General features: G+C 56.9%; 18 protein-coding genes and 1 pseudogene. 7 read left to right on the forward strand and 12 right to left on the reverse strand.

From position 1 onward, the window contains the following. Complete coding sequence (locus tag AB2B48_RS14325; protein WP_368299467.1) at positions 1 to 444, forward strand: cytoplasmic protein; 444 nt, start codon at positions 1 to 3, stop codon at positions 442 to 444. On the opposite strand, the gene AB2B48_RS14330 is transcribed toward AB2B48_RS14325, so the two are convergent. The 5 genes from AB2B48_RS14330 to exbB form a co-directional block, all read right to left on the reverse strand. Then, complete coding sequence (locus AB2B48_RS14330) at positions 417 to 1,949, reverse strand: glycoside hydrolase 43 family protein (protein WP_368299468.1); 1,533 nt, start codon at positions 1,947 to 1,949, stop codon at positions 417 to 419. The two genes, AB2B48_RS14325 and AB2B48_RS14330, sit on opposite strands and share 28 nt — an antisense overlap. Before the next feature lie 10 nt (positions 1,950 to 1,959). Beyond that, on the reverse strand, positions 1,960 to 3,387 hold the full coding sequence (locus AB2B48_RS14335) for a glycoside-pentoside-hexuronide (GPH):cation symporter (protein WP_368299469.1): 1,428 nt from the start codon (positions 3,385 to 3,387) through the stop codon (positions 1,960 to 1,962). A gap of 153 nt (positions 3,388 to 3,540) precedes the next feature. Further along, on the reverse strand, positions 3,541 to 4,983 hold the full coding sequence (locus AB2B48_RS14340; protein WP_333011431.1) for a methyl-accepting chemotaxis protein: 1,443 nt from the start codon (positions 4,981 to 4,983) through the stop codon (positions 3,541 to 3,543). A 240-nt stretch (positions 4,984 to 5,223) separates the two neighbouring features. After that, positions 5,224 to 5,649: a TonB system transport protein ExbD gene (gene exbD / locus AB2B48_RS14345; RefSeq protein WP_185668362.1), complete on the reverse strand. Its 426-nt coding sequence runs from the start codon at positions 5,647 to 5,649 to the stop codon at positions 5,224 to 5,226. 6 nt (positions 5,650 to 5,655) lie between these two features. Further along, positions 5,656 to 6,387, reverse strand: coding sequence for a tol-pal system-associated acyl-CoA thioesterase (gene exbB, locus AB2B48_RS14350; RefSeq protein ID WP_220440979.1), 732 nt, complete (start codon positions 6,385 to 6,387; stop codon positions 5,656 to 5,658). Positions 6,388 to 6,638: 251 nt separating this feature from the next. Between exbB and metC the strand changes: the two genes are divergently transcribed. Both metC and yghB read left to right on the forward strand, forming a co-directional pair. Further along, positions 6,639 to 7,826 (forward strand): cystathionine beta-lyase, encoded by a 1,188-nt coding sequence (gene metC / locus AB2B48_RS14355; protein WP_368299470.1) that lies wholly within the window; start codon positions 6,639 to 6,641, stop codon positions 7,824 to 7,826. 247 nt (positions 7,827 to 8,073) lie between these two features. Beyond that, complete coding sequence (gene yghB, locus AB2B48_RS14360) at positions 8,074 to 8,733, forward strand: DedA family general envelope maintenance protein YghB (protein WP_185668365.1); 660 nt, start codon at positions 8,074 to 8,076, stop codon at positions 8,731 to 8,733. 89 nt (positions 8,734 to 8,822) lie between these two features. Here the strand turns inward: yghB and AB2B48_RS14365 are convergent, their stop codons facing one another. Then, the gene (locus tag AB2B48_RS14365) at positions 8,823 to 9,716 is read right to left on the reverse strand and encodes an AraC family transcriptional regulator (protein WP_220440981.1); all 894 of its coding nucleotides are present in this window, start codon (positions 9,714 to 9,716) and stop codon (positions 8,823 to 8,825) included. A 197-nt stretch (positions 9,717 to 9,913) separates the two neighbouring features. On the opposite strand from AB2B48_RS14365, the gene yqhD reads away from it, so the two are divergent. After that, entirely contained in the window at positions 9,914 to 11,077 is a 1,164-nt protein-coding gene (gene yqhD / locus AB2B48_RS14370) for an alcohol dehydrogenase (RefSeq protein WP_368299471.1), read from the forward strand. A 227-nt stretch (positions 11,078 to 11,304) separates the two neighbouring features. After that, a complete protein-coding gene (gene dkgA / locus AB2B48_RS14375) occupies positions 11,305 to 12,132 on the forward strand; it encodes a 2,5-didehydrogluconate reductase DkgA (RefSeq protein WP_368299472.1) in 828 nt (275 codons plus the stop codon). A gap of 144 nt (positions 12,133 to 12,276) precedes the next feature. On the opposite strand, the pseudogene AB2B48_RS14380 reads toward dkgA, so the two are convergent. From AB2B48_RS14380 to AB2B48_RS14405, 6 genes and pseudogenes are all read right to left on the reverse strand, one after another. After that, positions 12,277 to 14,519: pseudogene (locus tag AB2B48_RS14380) on the reverse strand (YgiQ family radical SAM protein). An 88-nt stretch (positions 14,520 to 14,607) separates the two neighbouring features. Continuing rightward, positions 14,608 to 16,020 (reverse strand): cell division protein FtsP, encoded by a 1,413-nt coding sequence (gene ftsP, locus AB2B48_RS14385; protein ID WP_333011259.1) that lies wholly within the window; start codon positions 16,018 to 16,020, stop codon positions 14,608 to 14,610. Positions 16,021 to 16,118: 98 nt separating this feature from the next. Further along, complete coding sequence (gene plsC / locus AB2B48_RS14390; RefSeq protein ID WP_185668371.1) at positions 16,119 to 16,856, reverse strand: 1-acylglycerol-3-phosphate O-acyltransferase; 738 nt, start codon at positions 16,854 to 16,856, stop codon at positions 16,119 to 16,121. A gap of 182 nt (positions 16,857 to 17,038) precedes the next feature. Continuing rightward, positions 17,039 to 19,297: a DNA topoisomerase IV subunit A gene (gene parC, locus AB2B48_RS14395; protein WP_333498770.1), complete on the reverse strand. Its 2,259-nt coding sequence runs from the start codon at positions 19,295 to 19,297 to the stop codon at positions 17,039 to 17,041. A 110-nt stretch (positions 19,298 to 19,407) separates the two neighbouring features. Beyond that, positions 19,408 to 20,274 (reverse strand): AraC family transcriptional regulator, encoded by an 867-nt coding sequence (locus tag AB2B48_RS14400; protein WP_368299473.1) that lies wholly within the window; start codon positions 20,272 to 20,274, stop codon positions 19,408 to 19,410. A gap of 74 nt (positions 20,275 to 20,348) precedes the next feature. Continuing rightward, complete coding sequence (locus tag AB2B48_RS14405; protein WP_185668374.1) at positions 20,349 to 20,744, reverse strand: YgiW/YdeI family stress tolerance OB fold protein; 396 nt, start codon at positions 20,742 to 20,744, stop codon at positions 20,349 to 20,351. A gap of 150 nt (positions 20,745 to 20,894) precedes the next feature. On the opposite strand from AB2B48_RS14405, the gene qseB reads away from it, so the two are divergent. Both qseB and qseC read left to right on the forward strand, forming a co-directional pair. Continuing rightward, complete coding sequence (gene qseB / locus AB2B48_RS14410) at positions 20,895 to 21,554, forward strand: quorum sensing response regulator transcription factor QseB (protein WP_185668375.1); 660 nt, start codon at positions 20,895 to 20,897, stop codon at positions 21,552 to 21,554. Continuing rightward, positions 21,551 to 22,900 carry a quorum sensing histidine kinase QseC gene (qseC, locus tag AB2B48_RS14415; protein ID WP_368299474.1) on the forward strand — a complete coding sequence of 450 codons (1,350 nt, stop codon included), beginning with the start codon at positions 21,551 to 21,553 and terminating at the stop codon, positions 22,898 to 22,900. The genes qseB and qseC overlap by 4 nt, the downstream gene beginning before the upstream one ends. The last annotated feature ends 85 nt before the right edge of the window (positions 22,901 to 22,985 follow it).

Here is a 22,985-nt window from a genome sequence, read left to right on the forward strand (position 1 = left end):
ATGAAACTTGTCGATGTTAATCAGGCTAATATATCGTTAAGCCAACCGGTAAGCGACGAAACGCTCCTGCAGCGTAACCTTCAGGCCCTGCGCGATGACAAAAACGCCGAGGGTCGCCGCATCTCCAACCCTTCCGTGCCGCTCACCGCCGCGCTGGTCAAAATGAAGTGGAAGAATCGCCGCGACATCTACGCCTATCAGGTCAAAGAAGAGATCTTTGGCGCCGCGCTGTGTGAAGTGATGGAGCGTTACCCGCACCTGCGCGATAAAATCCTCGCCCACACCGAAGCCAGTTACCAGCATGTGCTGCACCGCGAAACCGCGACCCTTGAAATCAGCCGCGGCCTCGCCGATGGCGACTACCGGACTTCCAACGTCATCCTTAAACTCGATAAAGATGACGAGCAACGCCCGGATCAGCCGGTAATATCCGTCGCAAAGTAGTCAAACCCACAAATTCCCTGCGATGCCGCGGCTTCCAGCGTCAGCGCGACAAGACCTACTTTGGCCCCCACCCATTTACCTTTGCCCGCCGCAAACGGGGGTGTCACCGACTGCCAGCTTCCCTCAGGCTCACGCCAGGCGAAGCGGCAGATACCGCCTCGGGTCACGCTGACCTTTAGCTCGCAGGTCCCAACGTTCAGCGGCGCGATAACCTGACGGCTTTCCCGCACAATACCGGCATCGCTCATCCATCCCGTCACCCAGAGCAGCTGATGCTGCCCGTCCCGTTTCTCCAGCAGCAGCGCCGCGTAGCGCTCGCCGTAGATAATCAGACCGCCCGCATCACCGTTTTTCGCCGCGTTCAACGTCAGCGACGTCCGGGCGATAAACTGCCAGGCGGGGAATTTTTGCAGCAGCAGGTTGGGTAGCCAGTAAAAGTTGCCTTTATCCTCACCCTGCGGCAGCGGACAGCAGCGTAAATTGAGGCGGTCATTGCCCGGCAGCAGCCACTCTGCATGCGGGTTAGCCTGCCATTGCCATTGCAGGCCCGGTACGCCGTGCGTGAAGCTATCGTCAGTTTGCGGCAAGCAACGCGGCGATGGCGGCAGGCTTGCCGGACGCGCCCAGCGCATCACCGGCTGCCCTTCCCCTTCATCGCCCATCGGCTCGCCGATACGCGGCCAGCCATCCTGCTCCCAACGCATCGGCTGCAGGTGAACAATCCGCCCATAGAGGTGAGCATCCTGGAAGTGCACAAACCAGCATTCACCGTCGTCCAGCTCCACCCAGCCTCCCTGATGCGGGCCATTCACCGGCGTGTCGCCCTGGAACAGGACGTTTCTGGCCTCCCACGGGCCGGTCATACTGCTGGCGCGCAGCACGGTTTCCCAGCCCGTCTCCACGCTGCCCGCTGGAGCGAAAATGTAGTACCAGCCGCCGCGCTTATAGACTTTCGGCCCTTCCAGCGTCGGCTGATCGGAGCTGCCATCATAGATAATGCGCCCTTCGCCCAGAAGAGAAGTACCGTCAGGCGACATGGCAAACAGCTGCAGCTTATGCTTGATGCCGCTGCGGCTATGGGCAAAAGCATGCACCAGCCAGGCGTCGCCGTTGTCATCCCAGAACGGGCAGGGGTCAATCCAGCCTTTCGCAGGCTGCACGCAGTGCGGCGCGCTCCATTGACCCCAGGGATCGTCGGTCTGGCACATGAAAATGCCTTCATCCGGCGTGCTGAAGAACACCCACAGCTTATCGTCATGCCAACGAATTGACGGAGCCCATACGCCTTTTCCCGGCTGATACTCGTCGTAGCCCGGCAGCGGCAGCGCGTCGAAAACGTGGTTGATAATCTGCCAGTTGACCAGATCCGTCGAATGCAGAATTGGCAACGCGGGCATATGGTTAAAACTGGAGGAGACCATAAAGAAGTCATCCCCGACCCGGACGATATCCGGGTCCGAATAGTCTGCGCACAGAATCGGGTTCTGATATTCAGATTGCGTCATCTCACCCTCCTCAGGCTTTACTCAATTCGCCGTCAACCGCTTGCGGCTCTGCGGCTGTCGTCGGGGAACCTGCCTGCTGGCGGGCAGAGAGGTCACGTTGAATCATCGCCATTTTCTGGTCGTCGAGTTTATAGAAGCGGGACAACCACCACAGCACCAGGTAAGAGAGCGATGGCCCAAGCGTCAGCAGGCCAACGATGCCCATCGTCGCCATCGGCGTTTGTTCGCTGACGCCCGCCTGATAGCCAAACAGCCCCAGCGAGAAACCGACTACCGCGCCGGCTACCGCCATGCCCATTTTCAGCGCAAACAGGTTGCCGGAATAGGAAAGACCGGTAATGCGGCGGCCAAACTTCCACTCGCCGTAGTCGGCGGCGTTGGCCATCATGTTCCACTTAAACGGTTGATACATCTGGTGGAAGAAGCCGACGAGGAAATAGAGCGGGAACACCACCGGCAGCCAGGTTGGCGGCACAAAGAACATCACCACGCCCACCGCCACCAGCAGCAGGTTGATATTTTTGAACAGCGAAACCGCGCGATAACGCTTCGCCAGCCAGCCGGCGGCGATGCTGCCAATAATGGTACCGACCACGCTGGTCGAAACAAAGGCCGACTTCATCGCCGTACCTGCCGCGGACTCCACGCCGCCCATCATCAGGTAGGTAGCGTAGTAGAGCGTGGCGGCGCTGCGCATCACGCCCGCCATACTGGAGAAGAAGGTAATGATCGCCACGATCCGCCACTGATCGTTGGCCAGCAGCGAACGCAGATCTTCACGGATGCTCCCCTGCTGCTCAACCGCAGGCGCCACGCGCTCTTTGGTAGAGAAGAAGCAGAATGCCAGCATCACGATAGCAATCACTCCCATAATCCCCATGGTGGCCTGGAAGCCGAACTGCTTGTCCTCTTTGCCCAGATAATCGACCAGGAACAGCGTTGCCACCGAGACCATCAGCCCGGCAATTGAAGAGATGGTGAAGCGGTAAGACTGCGCCGACAGACGATCTTTTTCATCCCGGGTGATCACCCCGCCCAGCGCGCAGTAAGGAATATTGATAAAGGTGTAGCACAGCATCAATAAGGTGTAGGTCAGGTAGGCGTAAACCAGCTTACCCGAAGCGCCAAAGGCGGGCGTGGTGAAGGTCATCACCGCCAGCACCGCGTAGGGAATAGCAAACCAGATAAGCCACGGGCGGAAGTGGCCCCAGCGGGTTTTAACCCGGTCGGCGACGATGCCGGTCAGCGGGTCGGTGATGGCATCAAGCACGCGGGTCACCAGGAACATCACCCCTACCGCCGCAGCGGAGAGGCCGTAAATATCCGTGTAAAACCAGGTCAAAAACATCGTTACAGAAGAGTAGACGATGCCGCAAGCGGCGTCGCCCATGCCATATCCCAGCTTTTCTGCGATAGACAATTTGCTGTCATTTGCCACGAGAATATCCTCCGGAATTGAAGAGGCTTCAATGTAGGAGGATGCCTAAGACAATCATATTGTCATTTTTCGTACTGGTATTACGTTTTCTGGCAACTGCGGAAGTTGTCACATAACTGGATGATTTATCATACCACTTTCATTTTTGTGACCTTACACCAGGCGGAAAACGGAAATCGCCGACTTCAGTTCGCCGGTATGACGCTGCTGTTGATGCGCCACCTGAATGGTTTGGGCCACGTGCTGGATATTCTCCTGCACGCTGGCATCGATGGTGGCAATGCTGCCTTTCATCTGCAGCACGCTGGTTTTCTGCTGGTCACTCATCGAGAACAGCACATCGACGCAGGACTGCAGGCTGTCGATATTGCTGATAATCGACGCCATCGTTTTCCCCGCCCGTTCAACCTGCTCTGCCCCTTGATGGGTGCGCTCGACGGAGGTGGCAATCATCTGGCGGATATCGCGGGCCGCCTCTTCGCAGCGCAGCGCCAGCGTACGCACTTCGGCAGCCACCACCGCGAAGCCTTTGCCATGCGCCCCCGCCCGCGCCGCCTCGACGGAGGCGTTCAGCGACAGAATATTGGTCTGGAAGGCTATGCCGTCGATAAGCTCAAGAATGCCGTTGATTTTCAGCGATTCGTCGCGGATATGCGCCATTGATGCCATCGCCGAGCGAATATTCTCCCCGCCCTCCTGCGCTACGCCGCTCGCCTGCTCCGCCAGCGTCCGCGCTTCGCTGGCCTTCTCGCTGGTGAGCGACGCCGCCCCGGCGAGTTGTTCCATGGCGCTGGCGGTGACCGCTAGCGAACGCGCCTGGTTATCCGTACGCTCAGAGAGCGCAGTGTTGCGCTGAAGTAGCGTTTGCGAGGCCTCCAGCAGTTCAGAGACATTGCCGCTAACCTGCTCAAGGGTATTTCGCATCGCATCCAGCGTCAGGCTAAAGGTACGGGCAAACGGAGAGCGACTAGTTTTGCTGTCACGCTCAAGCGTCAGGAAGCCCGACTCGCGGTTAATCACCGAGGCCAGTTTCGCCACTTCGCTGGCCGAGCGGGCATCCTGCTCCATCCGCACCGCCAGCAGCACCAGAAATATCGTCTGCGCGACCACATACAGCCCGTGCATCACCACCATTTCCAGCCCGGTATGCATGAATACGGTAATATTAAACAGGCCATATTCCTGTAAATAATTAAACACCAGATGATGTACGGCAATAACGGCCGCGCCCATAATTAATGGCCGCCAGTCTCGCCATGCCAGCAGCGCAGAGAGCAATACAAACACCGAGAAGTGGTATTCGGTTTCACCACCGCCAAGTTGAATAAGCAGCGCAGAATAGGCCATCATAATAAAGGCGTAGACCAGCCGGGTAATTAATCTGCCGGGAAAAAGGAGCGTCATCAATGTGCCCAGCACCGAAAGCAACGTAGCCGCCAGCAGCGCCAGGCTGAGGTTATCGTTCATCGCCCCGACGCCTAGTGAAACGCCCCACATCACCCAGGCCAGCGCCATCAGCAGACGGTCCGCTCTGCGGCGAATGGAGGATAAAGAGAACAGATCCTGAGACAGCCCGTTGGGCTGCCAAAACGTCATTATTGCCATGATATATTCCGCCCGCGCAGGTTTCATTTCACGTCATATTATTGTTAGCGTTCAGGATTAAGCGTAGAGGGGTTATTTCTTGCTAGCCACTATATTGTTAAAAATATATCGCTAAGATTAAGTTGTACTTAATTTTATTTAACAGCGAGTTGGAATATATAAGACTTAAGGGAAATATTATATTACTGGGGGAATAATAACGGATGGCGCAGAACGCGCCATCCGGGATGCTTATTTTTTCGCGACGGTTTCTTCGCCAACGAGGCCAATCTTCAGATAGCCCGCCTGGTGCAGGGTATCCATGACCTTCATCATCGTTTCGTAGTCCACGGTTTTATCCGCGCGGAAGAAGATGGTGGTATCTTTCTTGCCTTCCGTGAGCGTATCAATCGCCGTCACCATATTATCGTCGGTGACCGGGTCATTGCCTAGGAACATCGATTTGTCCGCTTTCACCGACAGATAGACCGGTTTATCCGGGCGAGGCTGCGGTTGGCTGGACGAAGCTGGCAGATTCACTTTGACATCGACGGTCGCCAGCGGCGCGGCAACCATAAAGATAATCAGCAGTACCAACATGACATCGATAAACGGCGTCACGTTGATATCATGCATTTCGCCATTATCGTCCAGATTTTCATTAAGACGCATTGCCATGGGGCATTAACCTACTCGTAATTTCTGGGCGGTACGCACCGGATGAACGCCGCTGGCGCTGAGGTCCAGATCACGGCTTTGCAGCAGCAGAACCTGCGCCGCAACGTCGCTCAGGTTGGCTTTAAAGCCGCCAATCAGACGCGCAAAGATGTTATAGATGACCACCGCAGGAATCGCGGCGAACAGGCCAATCGCGGTCGCCAACAGCGCTTCTGCGATACCCGGCGCCACAACCGCCAGGTTAGTGGTCTGGGTCTGGGCGATGCCGATGAAGCTGTTCATGATACCCCATACGGTACCAAACAGGCCGACGAACGGGGAGATAGCACCGATGGTCGCCAGGAAACCGTTACCACGGCCCATATGACGACCCACGGCCGCCACGCGACGTTCCAGACGGAAGCCGGTACGTTCTTTAATGCCTTCGTTATCTTCCGAACCCGCAGAGAGCTCCAGCTCGTTCTGCGCTTCGTTGATTAACTGCGTGCTCAGGCTGCGGGCATCGAATGCAGCCGCAATTTCATTCGCCTGATTCAGGGAACGCGCTTCGCCTAACAGTTTCTGTTCGCGCTTGAGGCGGCGCTTATGGGAAAGGAGCTCAGCACCCTTGCTGAAGAAAATAGCCCAGGTGACGACGGATGCCAGTATCAAGCCAATCATGACCACTTTAACCACGATGTCGGCATGATGATACATACCCCAAACGGAGAGATCCGCCTGCATCAAATTATTACCCACTGTGTATCTCCAGGACATAAATCACAAATTCTGAGCACAATAATATCAAAACATCGTCGAATTGATAGTAGTTCTCATTAGTATTTACATATTGACCCAAATCACACTTATTTTCCTTGCGCTTACGCAGTAAAAAAGTTTTCAGCCGGTTTTTTGGCAAAATTTTCTGCTGTTCGCGCAGGTAACGGTAGATCCCACGCGCAATCGTGTTAATTTAGCCATCCAGACGTATAAAAATAGGCAGATAAAAAATGGCAGACAAGCACCTCGATACCGCGCTGGTTAACGCCGGACGCAGCAAAAAATACACTCAGGGATCGGTGAACAGCGTCATTCAGCGCGCCTCCTCGCTGGTGTTCGACACCGTCGCCGCCAAAAAACATGCGACCCACAACCGCGCTAACGGCGAACTGTTCTACGGCCGTCGCGGCACCCTCACCCACTTCTCATTGCAGGAAGCGATGTGTGAACTGGAAGGCGGCGCTGGCTGCGCGCTTTTCCCATGCGGCGCGGCAGCGGTCGCCAACACCATTCTGGCGTTTGTGGAACAGGGCGATAACGTGCTGATGACCAACACCGCCTATGAGCCAAGCCAGGACTTCTGCACCAAAATTCTCGGTAAGCTGGGCGTGACCACCAGCTGGTTCGACCCGATGATCGGCGAAGGGATTACCGCGTTGATCAAGCCCAACACCAAAATTGTGTTCCTGGAATCCCCTGGTTCTATCACCATGGAAGTGCACGATATTCCGGCCATCGTTGCCGCCGTGCGCCGCGTTGCGCCTGAAGCAATCATCATGATCGACAATACCTGGGCGGCGGGGGTTCTGTTTAAAGCGCTCGATTTCGGTATCGATATTTCTATTCAGGCTGGCACCAAATACCTGATTGGCCATTCGGATGCGATGGTCGGTACTGCGGTATCTAACGAACGCTGCTGGGCGCAACTGCGCGAAAACGCCTACCTGATGGGCCAGATGCTCGACGCCGATACCGCTTATATGACCAGCCGTGGCCTGCGTACGCTGGGCGTGCGCTTACGTCAGCATCATGAAAGCAGCCTGAAGGTTGCCGAATGGTTGGCACAGCAGCCGCAGGTTGAGCGCGTTAACCACCCTGCACTGCCGGGCAGTAAAGGGCATGAATTCTGGAAGCGTGATTTTACCGGCAGCAGCGGTCTGTTCTCGTTCGTGCTCAAAAAACACCTCAATGATGAAGAGCTGGCAAACTACCTCGATAACTTCTCGCTGTTCAGCATGGCCTACTCCTGGGGCGGATTTGAGTCGCTGATTCTGGCGAATCAGCCGTCCGAGCTCGCCAGCATTCGTCCGGAAGGAAAAATCGATTTCACCGGTACGCTGGTACGCGTCCACATCGGTTTAGAAAACGTTGACGATCTGATTGCGGATTTAGCGGCAGGATTTGCCCGCATCGTGTAACATGGCCTCAGCCCGGTAGCCCAGGCTATCGGGTGGGTTAGTACTGTTTTTGATGCGTCGGTCAGGCGCGTCACCGATGTTGAGAACAGTCGGTCCCCGAAGTGATTGACCACCGTCGGCGTAAACCGTTTCCGCGTTGTTGTCAGTAAATCAGGACAGCGCGGCTTCATTTGTTGCGCACGCGATCAAGGTGTTCTTAATCTTTCGGGCGTACAATAAGCGAAAACGCTGTTCCACAGGAATGTTCATGGTCGTTATTCAAGATATTGTCGCCGCGCTTTGGCAGCACGATTTTGCTGCTCTGGCGAATCCGCACGTCGTGGGGGTCGTTTATCTGGTCATGTTTGCCACTCTGTTTCTGGAAAATGGCCTGCTTCCCGCTTCATTCTTACCCGGCGATAGCCTTCTGCTATTGGCGGGCGCGCTCATTGCAAAGGGCGTGATGGGCTACGTCCCTACCATTGCCATTCTGACCGCGGCCGCCAGCCTCGGCTGCTGGCTGAGCTATATTCAGGGTCGTTGGTTGGGTAATACCCGCGTGGTGAAAGGTTGGCTGGCGCAGTTGCCGGATAAGTACCACCAGCGCGCAACCTGTATGTTTGACCGCCACGGTCTGCTAGCGCTGCTGGCGGGGCGTTTCCTGGCGTTTGTGCGTACCCTGCTGCCAACGATGGCGGGTATCTCCGGCCTGTCGAATCGCCGTTTCCAGGTGTTTAACTGGCTGAGCGCGCTGCTGTGGGTAGGCGTGGTGACGAGCTTAGGCTATGCCATTAGCATGATCCCGTTTGTAAAACGTCATGAAGATCAAGTGATGACCTTCCTGATGATCCTGCCCATCTTCCTGCTGGTTGCCGGGCTTCTGGGCACGGTGATTGTGGTGATTAAGAAGAAGTATTGCGACGCATAATATTGTGTAGCCCGGCCGAGCAACGCGACGCCGGGAATGGATTCCGAGCTACCCCGGGGTCGGCGTAAACGCCTCGCCCGGGCTACAAATTACATTCCCCGCAGCCTTGCCGCATCCTCTCCCGGCGTCATGCCGAAATAGCGCTTAAACTCCCGGCTAAACTGCGACGCGCTTTCGTATCCCACCTGCATCGCCGCGGCGCTGGCCTTCAGCCCGTCGTGCACCATCATCATCCGCGCTTTATGCAAACGGTAGGTCTTCAGATACTGTAGCGGCGAGGTGCTGGTCACCGACTTAAAGTTGTGGTGAAACGCCGACAGACTCATATTGGCCTCGGCAGCGAGCTGATCCACGCTGAGCGTTTCGGTGTACTGACTCTCGATACGCTTGAGCACCCGACTAATCTGGCTGAAATGAGTCTGGCGGCTAACCAGCGCCATTAACGCACCACCTCGCGGCCCGGTCAGCACGTGGTAGAGCATCTCACGGATAATCTGTTTTCCCAGAATGCGGGCGTCCAGCGGGCGCTCCATCACGTCCAGCAGGCGTTCCGAGGCGCAGAGAATCTCTTCGGAGAGCGTGGCCGAGTTAATCCCGCTTTCCGCCATCGACGACGGATGGAACAGCGGGTCTTCACCGATATCCATCAGCAACTCCTGTAGCTGCAGAATATCCACATCCAGGCGCAATCCGGCCAGCGGCGCGTCCTCGGTCGCAAAAGTTTCACATTCGAAGGGTAAAGGTACTGTCAGCAGCAGATATTCGTTGGCATCGTAGCGGAAGGTGCGCTCGTTGATATAGCCAATCTTATAGCCGGAAAAGAGAAACACGATGCCCGGGCGATACATCACCGGCGTGCGCCCGCTTGGCTGAGTACCATAGATAAGCTGAATATCCGGCAGCAAGGTTCTCAGATTTTGTTCGTTATTTTTCAGCTGCTTAATCTTTTCTGTCAGCAGCGCACAGATCTCTTCACGGTTCATCAACAAGGGCTCCAGGTACCTTTTCCAACGCTGTCATTGTGGCTTTGTTTAACGTATTTCTCCAGAGCTATGGAGAAATGGGCAAGACAATCGCAGAAATGTGCATTGAGAGGTACGACGACGAAGACCACAATGATGTCATTCGGCGATGACCCCTCACCGCCCTCTTTTTCCACCCACACTATAGGGAACGAGCAATGTTTAATTTTGATCTTCATACCCCAACCCGCATTCTGTTCGGTAAAGGTGCTATCGAAAACCTGCGCGCTCAGATCCCCGCTGACGCTCGCGTACTGATTACCTACGGCGGCGGCAGCGTGAAAAAAACCGGCGTGCTGGACCAGGTGCTGAGCGCACTGCAAGGTCTGGACGTGCTGGAGTTCGGCGGTATTGAGCCAAACCCATCTTATGAAACGCTGATGAATGCGGTGAAAATCGCCCGCGAAGAGAAAGTCACCTTCCTGCTGGCCGTTGGCGGCGGTTCCGTACTGGACGGCACTAAGTTTATCGCTGCCGCCGCACACTACGATACCAGCATCGACCCGTGGGAAATTCTGGAAACCTACGGCAGCAACGTCACCAGCGCTATCCCAATGGGTTCCGTACTGACGCTGCCTGCGACCGGTTCCGAGTCCAACAAAGGTGCCGTTATCTCCCGTAAAACCACCGGTGACAAACGCGCCTTTATGTCCCCACACGTTCAGCCGCTGTTTGCAATTCTGGATCCGGTTTACACCTACACCCTGCCGCCGCGTCAGGTTGCTAACGGCGTTGTGGATGCGTTCGTTCACACCGTAGAGCAGTACGTCACCTACCCGGTTGACGGCAAAATTCAGGACCGCTTCGCGGAAGGCATTCTGCTGACGCTGGTTGAAGATGGCCCGAAAGCGCTGCAGGAACCGGAAAACTACGCCGTTCGTGCCAACATCATGTGGGCTGCCACTCAGGCGCTGAATGGCCTGATTGGTGCGGGCGTGCCGCAGGACTGGGCAACTCATATGCTGGGCCACGAACTGACCGCAATGCACGGTTTGGATCACGCACAAACGCTGGCTATCGTGCTGCCTGCTCTGTGGAATGAAAAACGTGATACCAAACGCGCCAAACTGCTGCAGTACGCAGAACGCGTCTGGAACATTACCGAAGGTTCTGACGATGCACGCATCGATGCCGCTATCGCCGCGACCCGCAACTTCTTCGAACAAATGGGCGTGCCAACTCGCCTGTCCGACTACGGTCTGGACGGCAGCTCTATCCCTGCGCTGCTGAAAAAACTCGAAGAACACGGTATGACCAAACTGGGTGAAAATCAGGATATTACCCTGGACGTGAGCCGCCGTATTTACGAAGCGGCACGCTAAGAGCCCTCCGTTTCTTGCGCTAAGGATTTCGAGCTGCAGAAAGGCGTCAAGACATCGAATCCCCAGGAGCTTACATCAGTAAGTGACTGGGGTGAGCTGGCGCAGACAACGCATCTGCGGCTTGAAAGACGACGAGCAAGCTTTCGTTTTTGCATATTTCGACCAGACTTAATCCTACAAACCTTATCGGGGCATTGCCCCGATAAGCTCGTAAAAAGGAGAAATGCATGACACATCCAACCGTGATTAAACTGCACGATGGCAATGTAATGCCGCAGCTCGGCCTCGGGGTATGGCAGGCCACGAATGAGGAAGTCGTCACCGCGATTCATAAAGCGCTCGAGGTGGGCTACCGTTCCATTGATACCGCCGCCGCATATAAAAATGAGTCGGGAGTCGGTAAAGCGATTAAGAGCGCGGGCGTTGCTCGTGAAGATCTGTTCATCACCACCAAGCTGTGGAATGACTCTCATCTCCGCGCGGCGGATGCCCTACAGGAGAGCCTGGAGCACCTGCAGCTGGACTATCTCGACCTGTATCTGATCCACTGGCCGGTTCCCGCAACCGATCACTATATCGATGCGTGGAACAGCCTGATTGAACTGCAAAAACAGGGGCTGATTAAGAGCATCGGCGTGTGTAACTTCCAGGTGCCTCACCTGCAGCGACTGATTGATGAAACCGGCGTCGCACCGGTCATCAACCAGATTGAGCTGCATCCGCTGATGCAGCAGCGTCAGCTGAACGCCTGGAACGCCACGCATAAAATCCAGACCGAGTCCTGGAGCCCGCTGGCACAGGGCGGTGAAGGGGTGTTTGACCAGAAAATTATCCGTGCTCTGGCGGATAAATACGGTAAGACACCAGCGCAAATCGTCATTCGCTGGCACCTCGACAGCGGCCTGGTGGTGATCCCGAAATCGGTCACGCCGTCGCGCATTGCCGAAAACTTTGCCGTCTGGGATTTCCGCCTGGATAAAGATGAGCTGAGCGAGATTGCGAAGCTGGATCAGGGTAAGCGTTTAGGCCCGGATCCGGACCAGTTTGGCGGTTAAGTGAAGCAGTATGAATGTCAAAAGCCCGGCGAATTGCCGGGCTTTTTTTATGGCTTAAGTGCTGTCCCGGCGTCGCTGCGCTCGGCCGGGCTACCGCCAAATGTAGCCCGGGCGAGGCGTTTACGCCGACCCCGGGTTAAGCGCTTAGCGGGACGCGGGTTTAGGACGCTTTTTGATGCCGTTTGGCGTCTGACGCTGGTGCGCCACCGGCGTGTGCTTGGTCAGCGCCGGGCGTGTATTGCGGTTCTGGCGACGTGCTTCGCGCATCTCGTCCAACGTTGGCGCAGGCACCAGGCAGTCACGACGGCTGCCGATCAGATGTTTTTTACCCATCGTCTCCAGCGCCGTACGGATCAGCGGCCAGTTAGCCGGATCGTGATAGCGCAGCAGCGCTTTGTGCAGACGACGCTGCTTATCGCCTTTCGGGATCACCACATCTTCACTCTTATAGCCAATTTTACCCAGCGGGTTCTTGCCGGTGTAATACATGGTGGTCGAGTTCGCCAGCGGCGACGGGTAGAAGTTCTGCACCTGATCCAGGCGGAAGCGGTGCTGCTTCAGCCACAGCGCCAGGTTCACCATATCTTCATCACGCGTCCCAGGGTGGGCGGAGATAAAGTACGGAATCAGATACTGCTCTTTACCCGCCTGCTTCGAATAGGTGTCGAACAGCTCTTTAAAGCGGTGATAGCTGCCCATCCCCGGCTTCATCATCTTCGACAGCGGCCCTTCTTCAGTGTGTTCAGGCGCAATCTTCAGATAGCCGCCCACGTGGTGGGTTGCCAGCTCTTTGATATAGCGCGGGTCTTCCACCGCCAGGTCGTAACGGACGCCGGAGGCAATCAGGATCTTCTTGATACCTTTCAGGTCGCGGGCGCGACGGTAGAGGTTAATCGTCGGCGTGTGGTCGGTATCCATATGCGGACAGATTTCCGGGTACACGCAGGAGAGACGACGGCAGGTCTGCTCCGCACGCGGCGACTTACAGCGCAGCATGTACATGTTGGCCGTTGGGCCACCCAGGTCGGAGATAATGCCGGTAAAGCCCGGCACCGTGTCACGAATGGCTTCGATTTCGTTGATGATCGAGTCTTCGGAGCGGCTTTGAATAATACGACCTTCGTGCTCGGTGATAGAGCAGAAGGAACAGCCGCCGAAGCAGCCGCGCATGATGTTGATAGAGAAACGAATCATCTCATACGCCGGGATACGCGCCTTGCCGTATGACGGGTGCGGGATACGCTGGTACGGCAGCGCGAACACGCTGTCCATCTCTTCGGTGGAGAGCGGGATCGCTGGCGGGTTAATCCAGATATAGCGGTCGCCCTGCTTCTGCATCAGCGCACGGGCGCTGCCCGGGTTGGTTTCATGGTGCAGAATACGGGAAGCGTGGGCATACAGCACCTTGTCGCCTTTGACCTTTTCAAAGGACGGCAGCAAGACGTAGGTTTTCTCCCACGGCTTAGGGCGCGGCGGCTGTACGGTAACGACTTTGGCTTCCTGCTTTTTCGGTGCCACCGGTTTGTTGTCGGCACACGGCAGATCTTCACCGTACGGATGCGGAATCGGGTCGATTTTCCCCGGGGTGTCGATGCGGGTTGAATCAACACCAGACCAGCCCGGCAGCGCTTCTTTGACGATGATAGCGGTGTTACGCACGTCGCGGATCTGCGCGATTAGCTCGCCTGCCGCCAGACGGTGCGCCACTTCAACCAGCGGACGCTCGCCGTTACCGAACATCAGCATGTCGGCCTTGGCGTCAATCAGCACCGAGCGGCGCACGGTATCGGACCAATAGTCATAGTGCGCGGTACGACGCAGGCTGGCTTCGATGCCACCGAGGATAACCGGCACATCTTTCCACGCTTCTTTACAGCGCTGGGTATAAACCAGCGTCGCGCGGTCAGGGCGTTTGCCCGCGACGTTATCCGGCGTATAGGCATCGTCATGGCGCAGCTTGCGGTCTGCGGTATAGCGGTTGATCATCGAGTCCATGTTGCCGGCGGTGACGCCGAAGAACAGGTTCGGTTTACCCAGACGCATAAAGTCGTCTTTGCTGTTCCAGTCTGGCTGGGCGATGATCCCCACGCGGAAGCCCTGCGCTTCCAGCATACGGCCACAAATCGCCATCCCGAAGCTCGGGTGATCAACATAGGCGTCGCCGGTTACCAGAATGATGTCGCAGCTATCCCAGCCAAGTTGATCCATCTCTTCACGTGACATTGGCAAAAACGGAGCCGGCCCAAAGCAGGCGGCCCAGTACTGCGGCCAGGAGAAAAGGTCGCGATCCGGTTGGATCAGGGAGATAGCGCTCATATTGCTTCCGAAAAAAATTGGCAAAAAAATAGACAAAGGCCGGGGATTATAAGCCCGTTCGCCTTACTAATGAAGTGGGAATTTTTAACGTGGTGCGGGTCCCGGCGTCGCTGCGCTCGGCCGGGCTACCATAAGCGCAGCGACGCCGGAGGTTCTTGATTACGGCGCCGGGTTCACCAGAATCTGCCCGATAGAACCACGGTCGGCAAGCTCCAGCGTCTGGCTGGAGAACTGGAACGGGAAGTGCGGCCATGACGGCTGTGAGTAATAGACCAGCAGCTCAACCTGACCGTCAATCCAGACCGTATCTTTCCACCCCCGATCTTCCGGCAGCGGCGTCGCACCGTTGACGTTGCGAACCTGGAACATCACCCCTTCAATATGGAACGACTGCGGCGCATCGGCACGAACCGTCCAGCGCTCCCAGGTGCCCTGTTGCGCGGTGATATCAATGCGCTGCGGGTCCCACAGTTGGCCGTTGATACCCGGATCGTCGCCGAGCAGAATGTCGCGGCTGCGAATCGGCGTGCCGCTCAGCACTTCCGTTGGCAGTATGCGCATCGGTAAGTTATCGGTCACTAACGGCAGCAGCCCCGTTGGGCGCAGGGTCAGCACCAGCGTGGAGATCAAAATGCTCGATGGTTCGAAGAAGCCGCGAATACGCTCCATGATGCTGGCGGACTCACCGCAGGTAATCGACACTTCATCGCCGTTGGTCATATCCACCAGCACTTCGCGACGCTCACCCGGCGCCAGCGAAATTTGCGTGGTGGAGACCGGTGCAGGCAGGAAGCCCTGATCGCTGGAAATCACGTGCAGCGCGCGGCCATCGCTCATCCGCAGCGAGTAACGGCGAGAGTTAGAGGCGTTCAGCAGGCGCAGACGCACCCAGCCGCGCGATACTTCAACATAGGGCCCCTGGACACCGTTGACCAGCAGCGTATCGCCAACAAAGCCACCGCTGCCCGGTTCGTCGTATACCGGCGCGCCAAAGTTATCCAGACGCTTATCCTGGATAATGACCGGGAAGTCGTCGACGCCGTAGTGGTTAGGGAATGGTAAGGACTTACTAACTTCATCTTCCACCAGCCACATTCCCGCCAGGCCGTTATACACCTGCTGGGCCATGTGGTTTGGCGTATTGGCCTGATACCACAGCGTTGACGCGTTCTGGCGAATTGGCAGCACCGGCGCCCAGTCGGCGTTTGGCGTCATCATGCGCGCCGCGCCGCCAATCAACGGCCCCGGCACCTGCAAACCGCGCACGGTCATGGCGACGTTTTCCGTCAGACGGTTGCTGTAGATGAGTTTGACATCGTCACCCTTCCAGACGCGGATCGTCGGCCCAAGATAGCGGCCGTTGACGCCCCAGACGGAGGCGCGCGTGCCCTGGGTAAACGACCAGTGCGCCCGCTGCAGCGTTAAGAATAGCGGTTGCCCACGGCGAGACTCCAGCAGAGGAGGCACCGGCAATGCGGGTTGCTTCCCTGCGGCCTGTGCCCTCAGCGGCACGGTGCCGGCACAAAGCGCAACGCCCGAAGCCTGAATAAACTGACGCCGACTGAGTGACATATAAGCTCCATCAAAACTGACAAATCAAACGCGGGAAATCATTTTCCCAACAGCAATACAGCCGCGACGCGGGCATTCACCCACGCCGTCAGCAGAAATTACGCTTTACCCGCAGACTCACGCTGGGCCACTTCCTGGTCCAGCTCGTCTATTTTGGCCTTCATGACTTCGCGGCAGTGTTTTGCCAGGTCGCGAACCTGATCTTTACCCCACGCGCTGGTGTCGATAGGCTCCAGCATTTCCACAATCACCAGACCATTATTCCAGCGGTTGAGTTTAATCTTATTGGAAGTATTCGACACACACACCGGGATAATTGGCACACCGGCAGCGATAGCCGCGTGAAATGCACCGGTTTTAAACGGCAGCAGGCCACGGCCACGGCTGCGGGTACCTTCCGGGAACATCCAGATGGAAATTCTGCGTTTCTTAAAGGCATCTGCCACTTCCGCAATGGTACTGTGCGCTTTCGCTCGGTTGTTGCGGTCGATCAGCAGGTTGCCGGTCAGCCAGTACAGCAGACCAAAGAACGGCACCCACACCAGGCTCTTTTTACCGACCGTCACGGTTGGCGGCTGAACGATATTCGCCGCTGTCACCATATCGTAGTTGTTCTGGTGGTTGGCGATATAAATCGCGTTGCCATAGCGCTCCGCGTCAGCCGGTTTGCGGGTTTCAACCTTTAAACCGAACACCGGCGCCATACGGCCAAACATATGGCCAAAGGTGGCGACGTGTTTTGGGTTACGCGGACTGAACAGGCAATAGATGCAGCCAAAGATGCATACCAGGATGCAATAAATGACGACAATAATGACACGTAAAATAAATAGCATAGCGTCCTCTGAACCCTGAACCACTTAGAATGATACCGATCAGACGGGTGCTGACAGGATATATAGACCGGACAGGGCTTTGTTACTTGCAGACCCCTGCAAAGGGGTATTGTTAATCGCAACGGCTGAATTAACAACGGTTTCACGGTAATTTTTCCCCCGCCTGACGACGGGGGAATATATTACTCTTCGCTGTCGCCCGCCGAGGCGCGCTGCGGTGAATCAATCTCAACGCGATCGATTTTTTGCAGGCCGCGCATCAGGGTGCCGCGACGACCGCGTTCACCCGTCACTTTTTGCAGCTCTTCCGGGCGCAGTTTGATCTTACGTTTGCCTACGTGGAAGGTCAGCGTGCTCTGCGGCGGCAGTACGTAAAGGTGCGCAAGGCTATCGACACCGCTGGCGGCTTCCGCTGCCGGGATGTTGATAATCTTGTTGCCCTTACCTTTCGACAGCTGCGGTAGATCGCTCAGCGGGAACATCAGCATGCGGCCTGCGGAGGTGATCGCCAGCAGCATGTCGCTCTCGTCTTCAATCACCACCGGCGGCATCACGTGTGCGTTATCCGGCAGTGAAATCAGCGCCTTACCGGCACGGTTACGTGCGACCAGGTCGTTGAAGGTACACAGGAAACCGTAGCCCGCGTCGGAAGCCATCAGCAGCTTGGTATCGTCGCCTTCCATCAGCATGTGCTCGACGGTCGCGCCCGGCGGTAACGTCAGCTTGCCGGTCAGCGGCTCGCCCTGCCCACGGGCGGACGGCAGCGTAATCGGGTCGATGGCGTAGCTGCGGCCGGTGGTATCGACAAACACCACCGGTTGGTTGCTTTTGCCTTTCACCGACGATTTCCAGCTATCGCCGGACTTATAGTTCAGCCCCTGAGCGTCAATGTCATGGCCTTTCGCGCTACGTACCCAGCCCATCTGCGACAGCACGATAGTCACCGGTTCAGACGGCAGCATGTCATGGTCGCTCATCGCTTTCGCTTCTTCGCGCTCGCGCAGCGGAGAACGACGATCGTCACCAAAGGCTTCGGCATCGGCCTGCAGCTCTTTCTTCAGCAGGTTACTCATCTTGCGTTCGGACGCCAGGATCGCCTGCAGATGATCACGCTCTTTAGCTAAATCATCCTGCTCGCCGCGGATCTTCATCTCTTCGAGCTTCGCCAGGTGGCGCAATTTCAGCTCGAGGATCGCTTCCGCCTGGGTTTCGCTGATGCCAAAGCGCGACATCAGCGCCGGCTTCGGCTCATCTTCGTGACGGATTATCTCGATCACTTCATCGATGTTGAGGAACGCCACCAGCAAACCTTCGAGGATATGCAGGCGTTTGAGCACTTTCTCGAGGCGGTAGTTCAGGCGACGACGGACGGTGTCGCGGCGGAACGCCAGCCATTCGGTGAGGATTTCCAGCAGGTTTTTCACCGCCGGACGACCATCCAGCCCAATCATGTTCAGGTTGATGCGGTAGCTCTTTTCCAGATCGGTGGTGGCAAACAGGTGGTTCATCACCTGATCCATGTCCACGCGGTTGGAACGCGGCACGATAACCAGACGGGTCGGATTTTCGTGGTCAGATTCGTCGCGCAGGTCATCGACCATCGGCAGCTTTTTGTTACGCATCTGGGCCGCGATCTGTTCCAGCACTTTGGCGCCGGAAACCTGATGCGGCAGCGCGGTAATCACTACCGCACCGTCTTCTTTATTCCACACCGCGCGCATGCGCACGGAGCCACGGCCGTTCTGGTAAATTTTGCGGATTTCCGCGCGCGAGGTGATGATTTCCGCCTCGGTCGGGTAGTCCGGGCCCTGAACGATATCCAGCACCTCGTCGAGCGTGGTCTGCGGTTTTTCAATCAGGGTAATCGCGGCTTTCGCCACTTCGCGCAGGTTGTGCGGCGGAATGTCCGTCGCCATACCTACGGCGATACCGGTGGTGCCGTTCAGCAGGATGTTAGGCAGGCGCGCAGGCAGCATTTTCGGCTCCTGCATGGTGCCGTCAAAGTTCGGCACCCAATCAGCCGTGCCCTGCCCCAACTCGCTTAACAGCAGCTCGGAATATTTCGACAGGCGGGATTCGGTATAACGCATCGCCGCGAACGATTTCGGATCGTCCGGTGCCCCCCAGTTCCCCTGGCCATCGACCAGCGGGTAACGGTAGGAGAACGGCTGCGCCATCAGCACCATCGCTTCGTAACAGGCGCTATCGCCGTGCGGATGGTACTTACCCAGTACGTCACCAACGGTACGGGCGGATTTTTTAAATTTTGCGGTGGCGTTCAACCCCAGTTCCGACATTGCGTAAACAATGCGGCGCTGCACCGGTTTCAGGCCATCGCCAATAAACGGCAACGCGCGATCCATGATGACGTACATGGAGTAGTTTAAGTAGGCGTTTTCCGTAAATTCATGTAGCGCAAGGCGCTCTGCCATATCGCTCATTAACAGTGGATCCTCAATCTGCATGCTGACCGTTCGGACGGCAATATTGCCGCAGATAATACCCTATCTCACGGTCTGAGTCACAAACCGTGAGATAGGTTGGGAGCCGGTTAACGAAGCGGTAAATAAATATCCGTCAGCAGCGCATGTTCCGGCACCTCATGGACAAAGTTGAGGTACTGGAAAAAGACCGGGAAGTCGCGCGGCGTCTCGCCGCTACCCGGTAACCACTCGCGGAACAGAGACCAGACGCTGTCAGACAGCGAATCCAGTGAGCCCTGATGACGCAAGACCGCGCAGCGCCCGCCAGGAATCTCAGCGTTGACCACGCCAAATGCGTTCTCCGGTATTGGTTCACCGACGCTGCCGCAGATATCAAAGCGAAACTGCTCCGGTGGCGTGGTCTGCGGGTCGTGCCAGGCAATGCCGTAGGTCTGGCTGCTCGCCACCGGCGAAAGCCCGGTGGTGCGTCGCCACTCAATAAAGATTGCCGCGCTGTCGTTCACCCGATCCGGATGCCCCTGATGGGTCAACATGGCGACGTTGGTTTGCGGAAATTCAACGATTTTCACGTCCATTACGTGCTGCTCCTGTAAAGCCAGTTTAGGAACGCGCTGGTGCCAGGCCGCCCAGTCCGGGGTTTGTCGGAACTGGCGTGGGCTTTGGCCAAACGCGGTTTTAAAGGCACGAGTGAACGACTCCGGGTTCTGAAACCCGGCATCCAGCGCAATATCGATAACCTTATCCTGCGGGTTGAACGCTAGCCGCCACGAGGCGCGACGCAGGCGTAACCACTGGATATAGCGATACAGCGGCAGGCCGCTCCAGGCGGTAAATTGCCGATGGAAATGAAAGGGCGAACTGTGCGCCATCCGGCTTAACGCCTCGAGCGAGAGAGGCTCATCCAGATGACGCTCAATGTGGTCGCAAACGCGCCGCAGGCGTTCGGAATAAGCCGCGCTTAATAAGTCACTCATCACTGCCTCCTTGCGGGACATTCTGCCCACCTGGCCGCAGTGAATCCTGACCGATCTTGCGCAGTCTTAGGGGATTATGGATTCACTTTGCGGATCTGCTTCACGTCGATTTCAACGGAGTTCCAGTCTTTATCCACTTCGCCCTGGATTTCAACCACATCCTGCGGGGTGATGGTCTGGCCGTTCCAGCGCTTGTGATCAATATCCACATTCACGGTGCCGCTGGCATCTTTAAAAATATACAGATCGTCAGATACACGCTCAATGATGTTGCCACGAAGCGTAACCCAGGTGTCATCACGCATGGTTTTGGCGTTCGCCGCGGTAGTCACGGTGCCGTTAGGGCCAACGAAGCCGCCGGTCTGCGTCGTCGTGGTGGTAGACGGGCCGGAAAACCCGCCCTGAGTGGCGGCAAATGCGGGTGCAGAAGCTAGAGCCAGGATAGCGGCGATAGCAGCAAGTTTCTTCATGATTTGTTCTCCCTTTTGTGGTGTATGAGCACTATTACACCCGCCATTTCTTAACAACTTCTTAAGGCAAAAAAAGATTTATTATTGCTGTACATAGGCAGTACAGGCGCGCTTTACTTGGTAGACAGAGCAGCAGGCAAGGAGTAGCAGATGCGCATTTTATTAGTGGAAGATGACAAGCTTATCGGCGACGGCATCAAAACCGGGCTCGGCAAAATGGGCTTCAGCATCGACTGGTTTACCCGCGGTGAAGAGGGCAAAATCGCGCTCTATAGCGCCCCTTACGACGCGGTGATCCTTGACCTGACGCTGCCCGGCATCGACGGGCTGGACATTCTGCGCGAGTGGCGCGAAAAATCCCGCCGCGAACCGGTACTCATCCTGACCGCCCGCGATGCGCTGAGCCAGCGCGTCGAAGGGCTGCGCTTAGGCGCTGACGACTATCTCTGCAAACCGTTCGCACTGATTGAAGTCGCCGCCCGTCTGGAGGCGCTGATTCGCCGCGCCCACGGCCAGCCAAGCAGCGTGCTGCGCCACGGCGAGGTGGAGCTTGATCCAAATCGTCTGACCGCCACCTTGAACAACGAACCACTCATACTGAAGCCGAAAGAGTTTGCCCTGCTGGAGCTGTTGCTGCGTAACGCCGGGCGCGTGTTGCCGCGCAAGCTGATTGAAGAGAAGCTCTATAGCTGGGATGAAGAGGTCACCAGCAACGCCATTGAAGTGCACGTCCACCATCTGCGCCGCAAGCTCGGCAGCCACTTTATCCGTACCGTCCACGGTATCGGCTACACGCTGGGTGACCAATGAACCTGTTCCGCCGCCTGAGCCTGCGCGTTCGCCTGACGCTGCTGTTTATGCTGCTCTCCGCCGTGGCCTGGTGTTTTGCCAGCGTCATCGCCTGGAAGCAGACCACCGACAAGCTGGATAAGCTGTTCGACACTCAGCAAATGCTGTTTGCCAAACGCATCAGCGCGATGGACTTCGCCGACCTGCCCGCCTCACGCCAGTGGATTCGCGCGCCAAAGAAGGTCAAACACGGGCATCTTGATGATGACGCGCTGGCGTTCGCCATCTACACCGTCGACGGCAAGATGGTGCTGCACGACGGTGAGAACGGGCCGTACATCCCCTATAACTATCGCCGCGAAGGTTTTGACGATGGCCCGCTGAGCAACGATGACGATAGCTGGCGCTTTTTATGGCTGACCACCGCCGATAAAAAATACCGCATCGTGGTCGGCCAGGAGTGGGATTACCGCAAGGAGATGGCGCTGGATATCATCACCAGCCAGCTGACGCCGTGGCTGATTGCCCTGCCGGTCACCTTTTTGCTGTTGATTCTGTTGATTAGCCGCGAGCTGGCGCCGCTCAAAAAAATAACCCGCACCCTGCGCCAGCGCCACCCAGACTCCGGCGAGCCGCTGGATACGCACGGCGTGCCAAACGAAGTTCGTCCGATGTTAGATGCGCTCAACCTGCTGTTCCGCCGTATCCACGATATGCTGACTCGCGAGCGCCGCTTCACCTCCGATGCCGCCCATGAGCTGCGCAGCCCGCTCACCGCACTGCGGGTGCAGGCCGAAGTGGCACAGCTGTCGCAGGACGATCCGGAAAGTCAGCAAAAGGCGCTGATGCAGCTGCATGCGGGCATCGACCGCGCCACGCGCCTGGTTGAGCAACTGCTGACCCTCTCCCGCCTTGATTCGCTGGAGCAACTAGCGGACGTGCAGCCGGTGAATCTCGGCGATCTGCTGCAATCCTCAGTGATGGACATCTACCACACGGCGCAAAAAGCGGGCATCGAGATTCGCCTGCACCTGAACGCGCCGCAGGTCACCCGCACCGCCCAGCCGCTGCTGATGAGCCTGCTGGTACGTAATCTGCTGGATAACGCCGTGCGCTACAGCCCTTCGGGCAGCGTGGTGGACGTAACGCTCGACAGCCACGGTTTCAGCGTCCGCGATAACGGGCCGGGCATCAGCCCGGAAGCGCTGGCGCGCATCGGCGAACGTTTCTATCGCCCGCCGGGGCAGGATGAAACCGGCAGCGGACTCGGGTTGTCGATTGTGCAGCGCATTGCCACGCTGCACGGCATGACGGCGACGTTTGCTAACGCCCCCGGCGGCGGCTTTGAAGTGATCATTCGTGGGTAGTTTATTATTGCTAATTCAGCAAAAGACTTTGCACATTTTGCACATTTAATCGTTACAGCAAGGCGAGTATCATGCCCCTCAAAAG

Origin of the sequence: Kluyvera sichuanensis (genome assembly GCF_040930405.1) — a bacterium.
GTDB lineage: Bacteria > Pseudomonadota > Gammaproteobacteria > Enterobacterales > Enterobacteriaceae > Kluyvera > Kluyvera sichuanensis.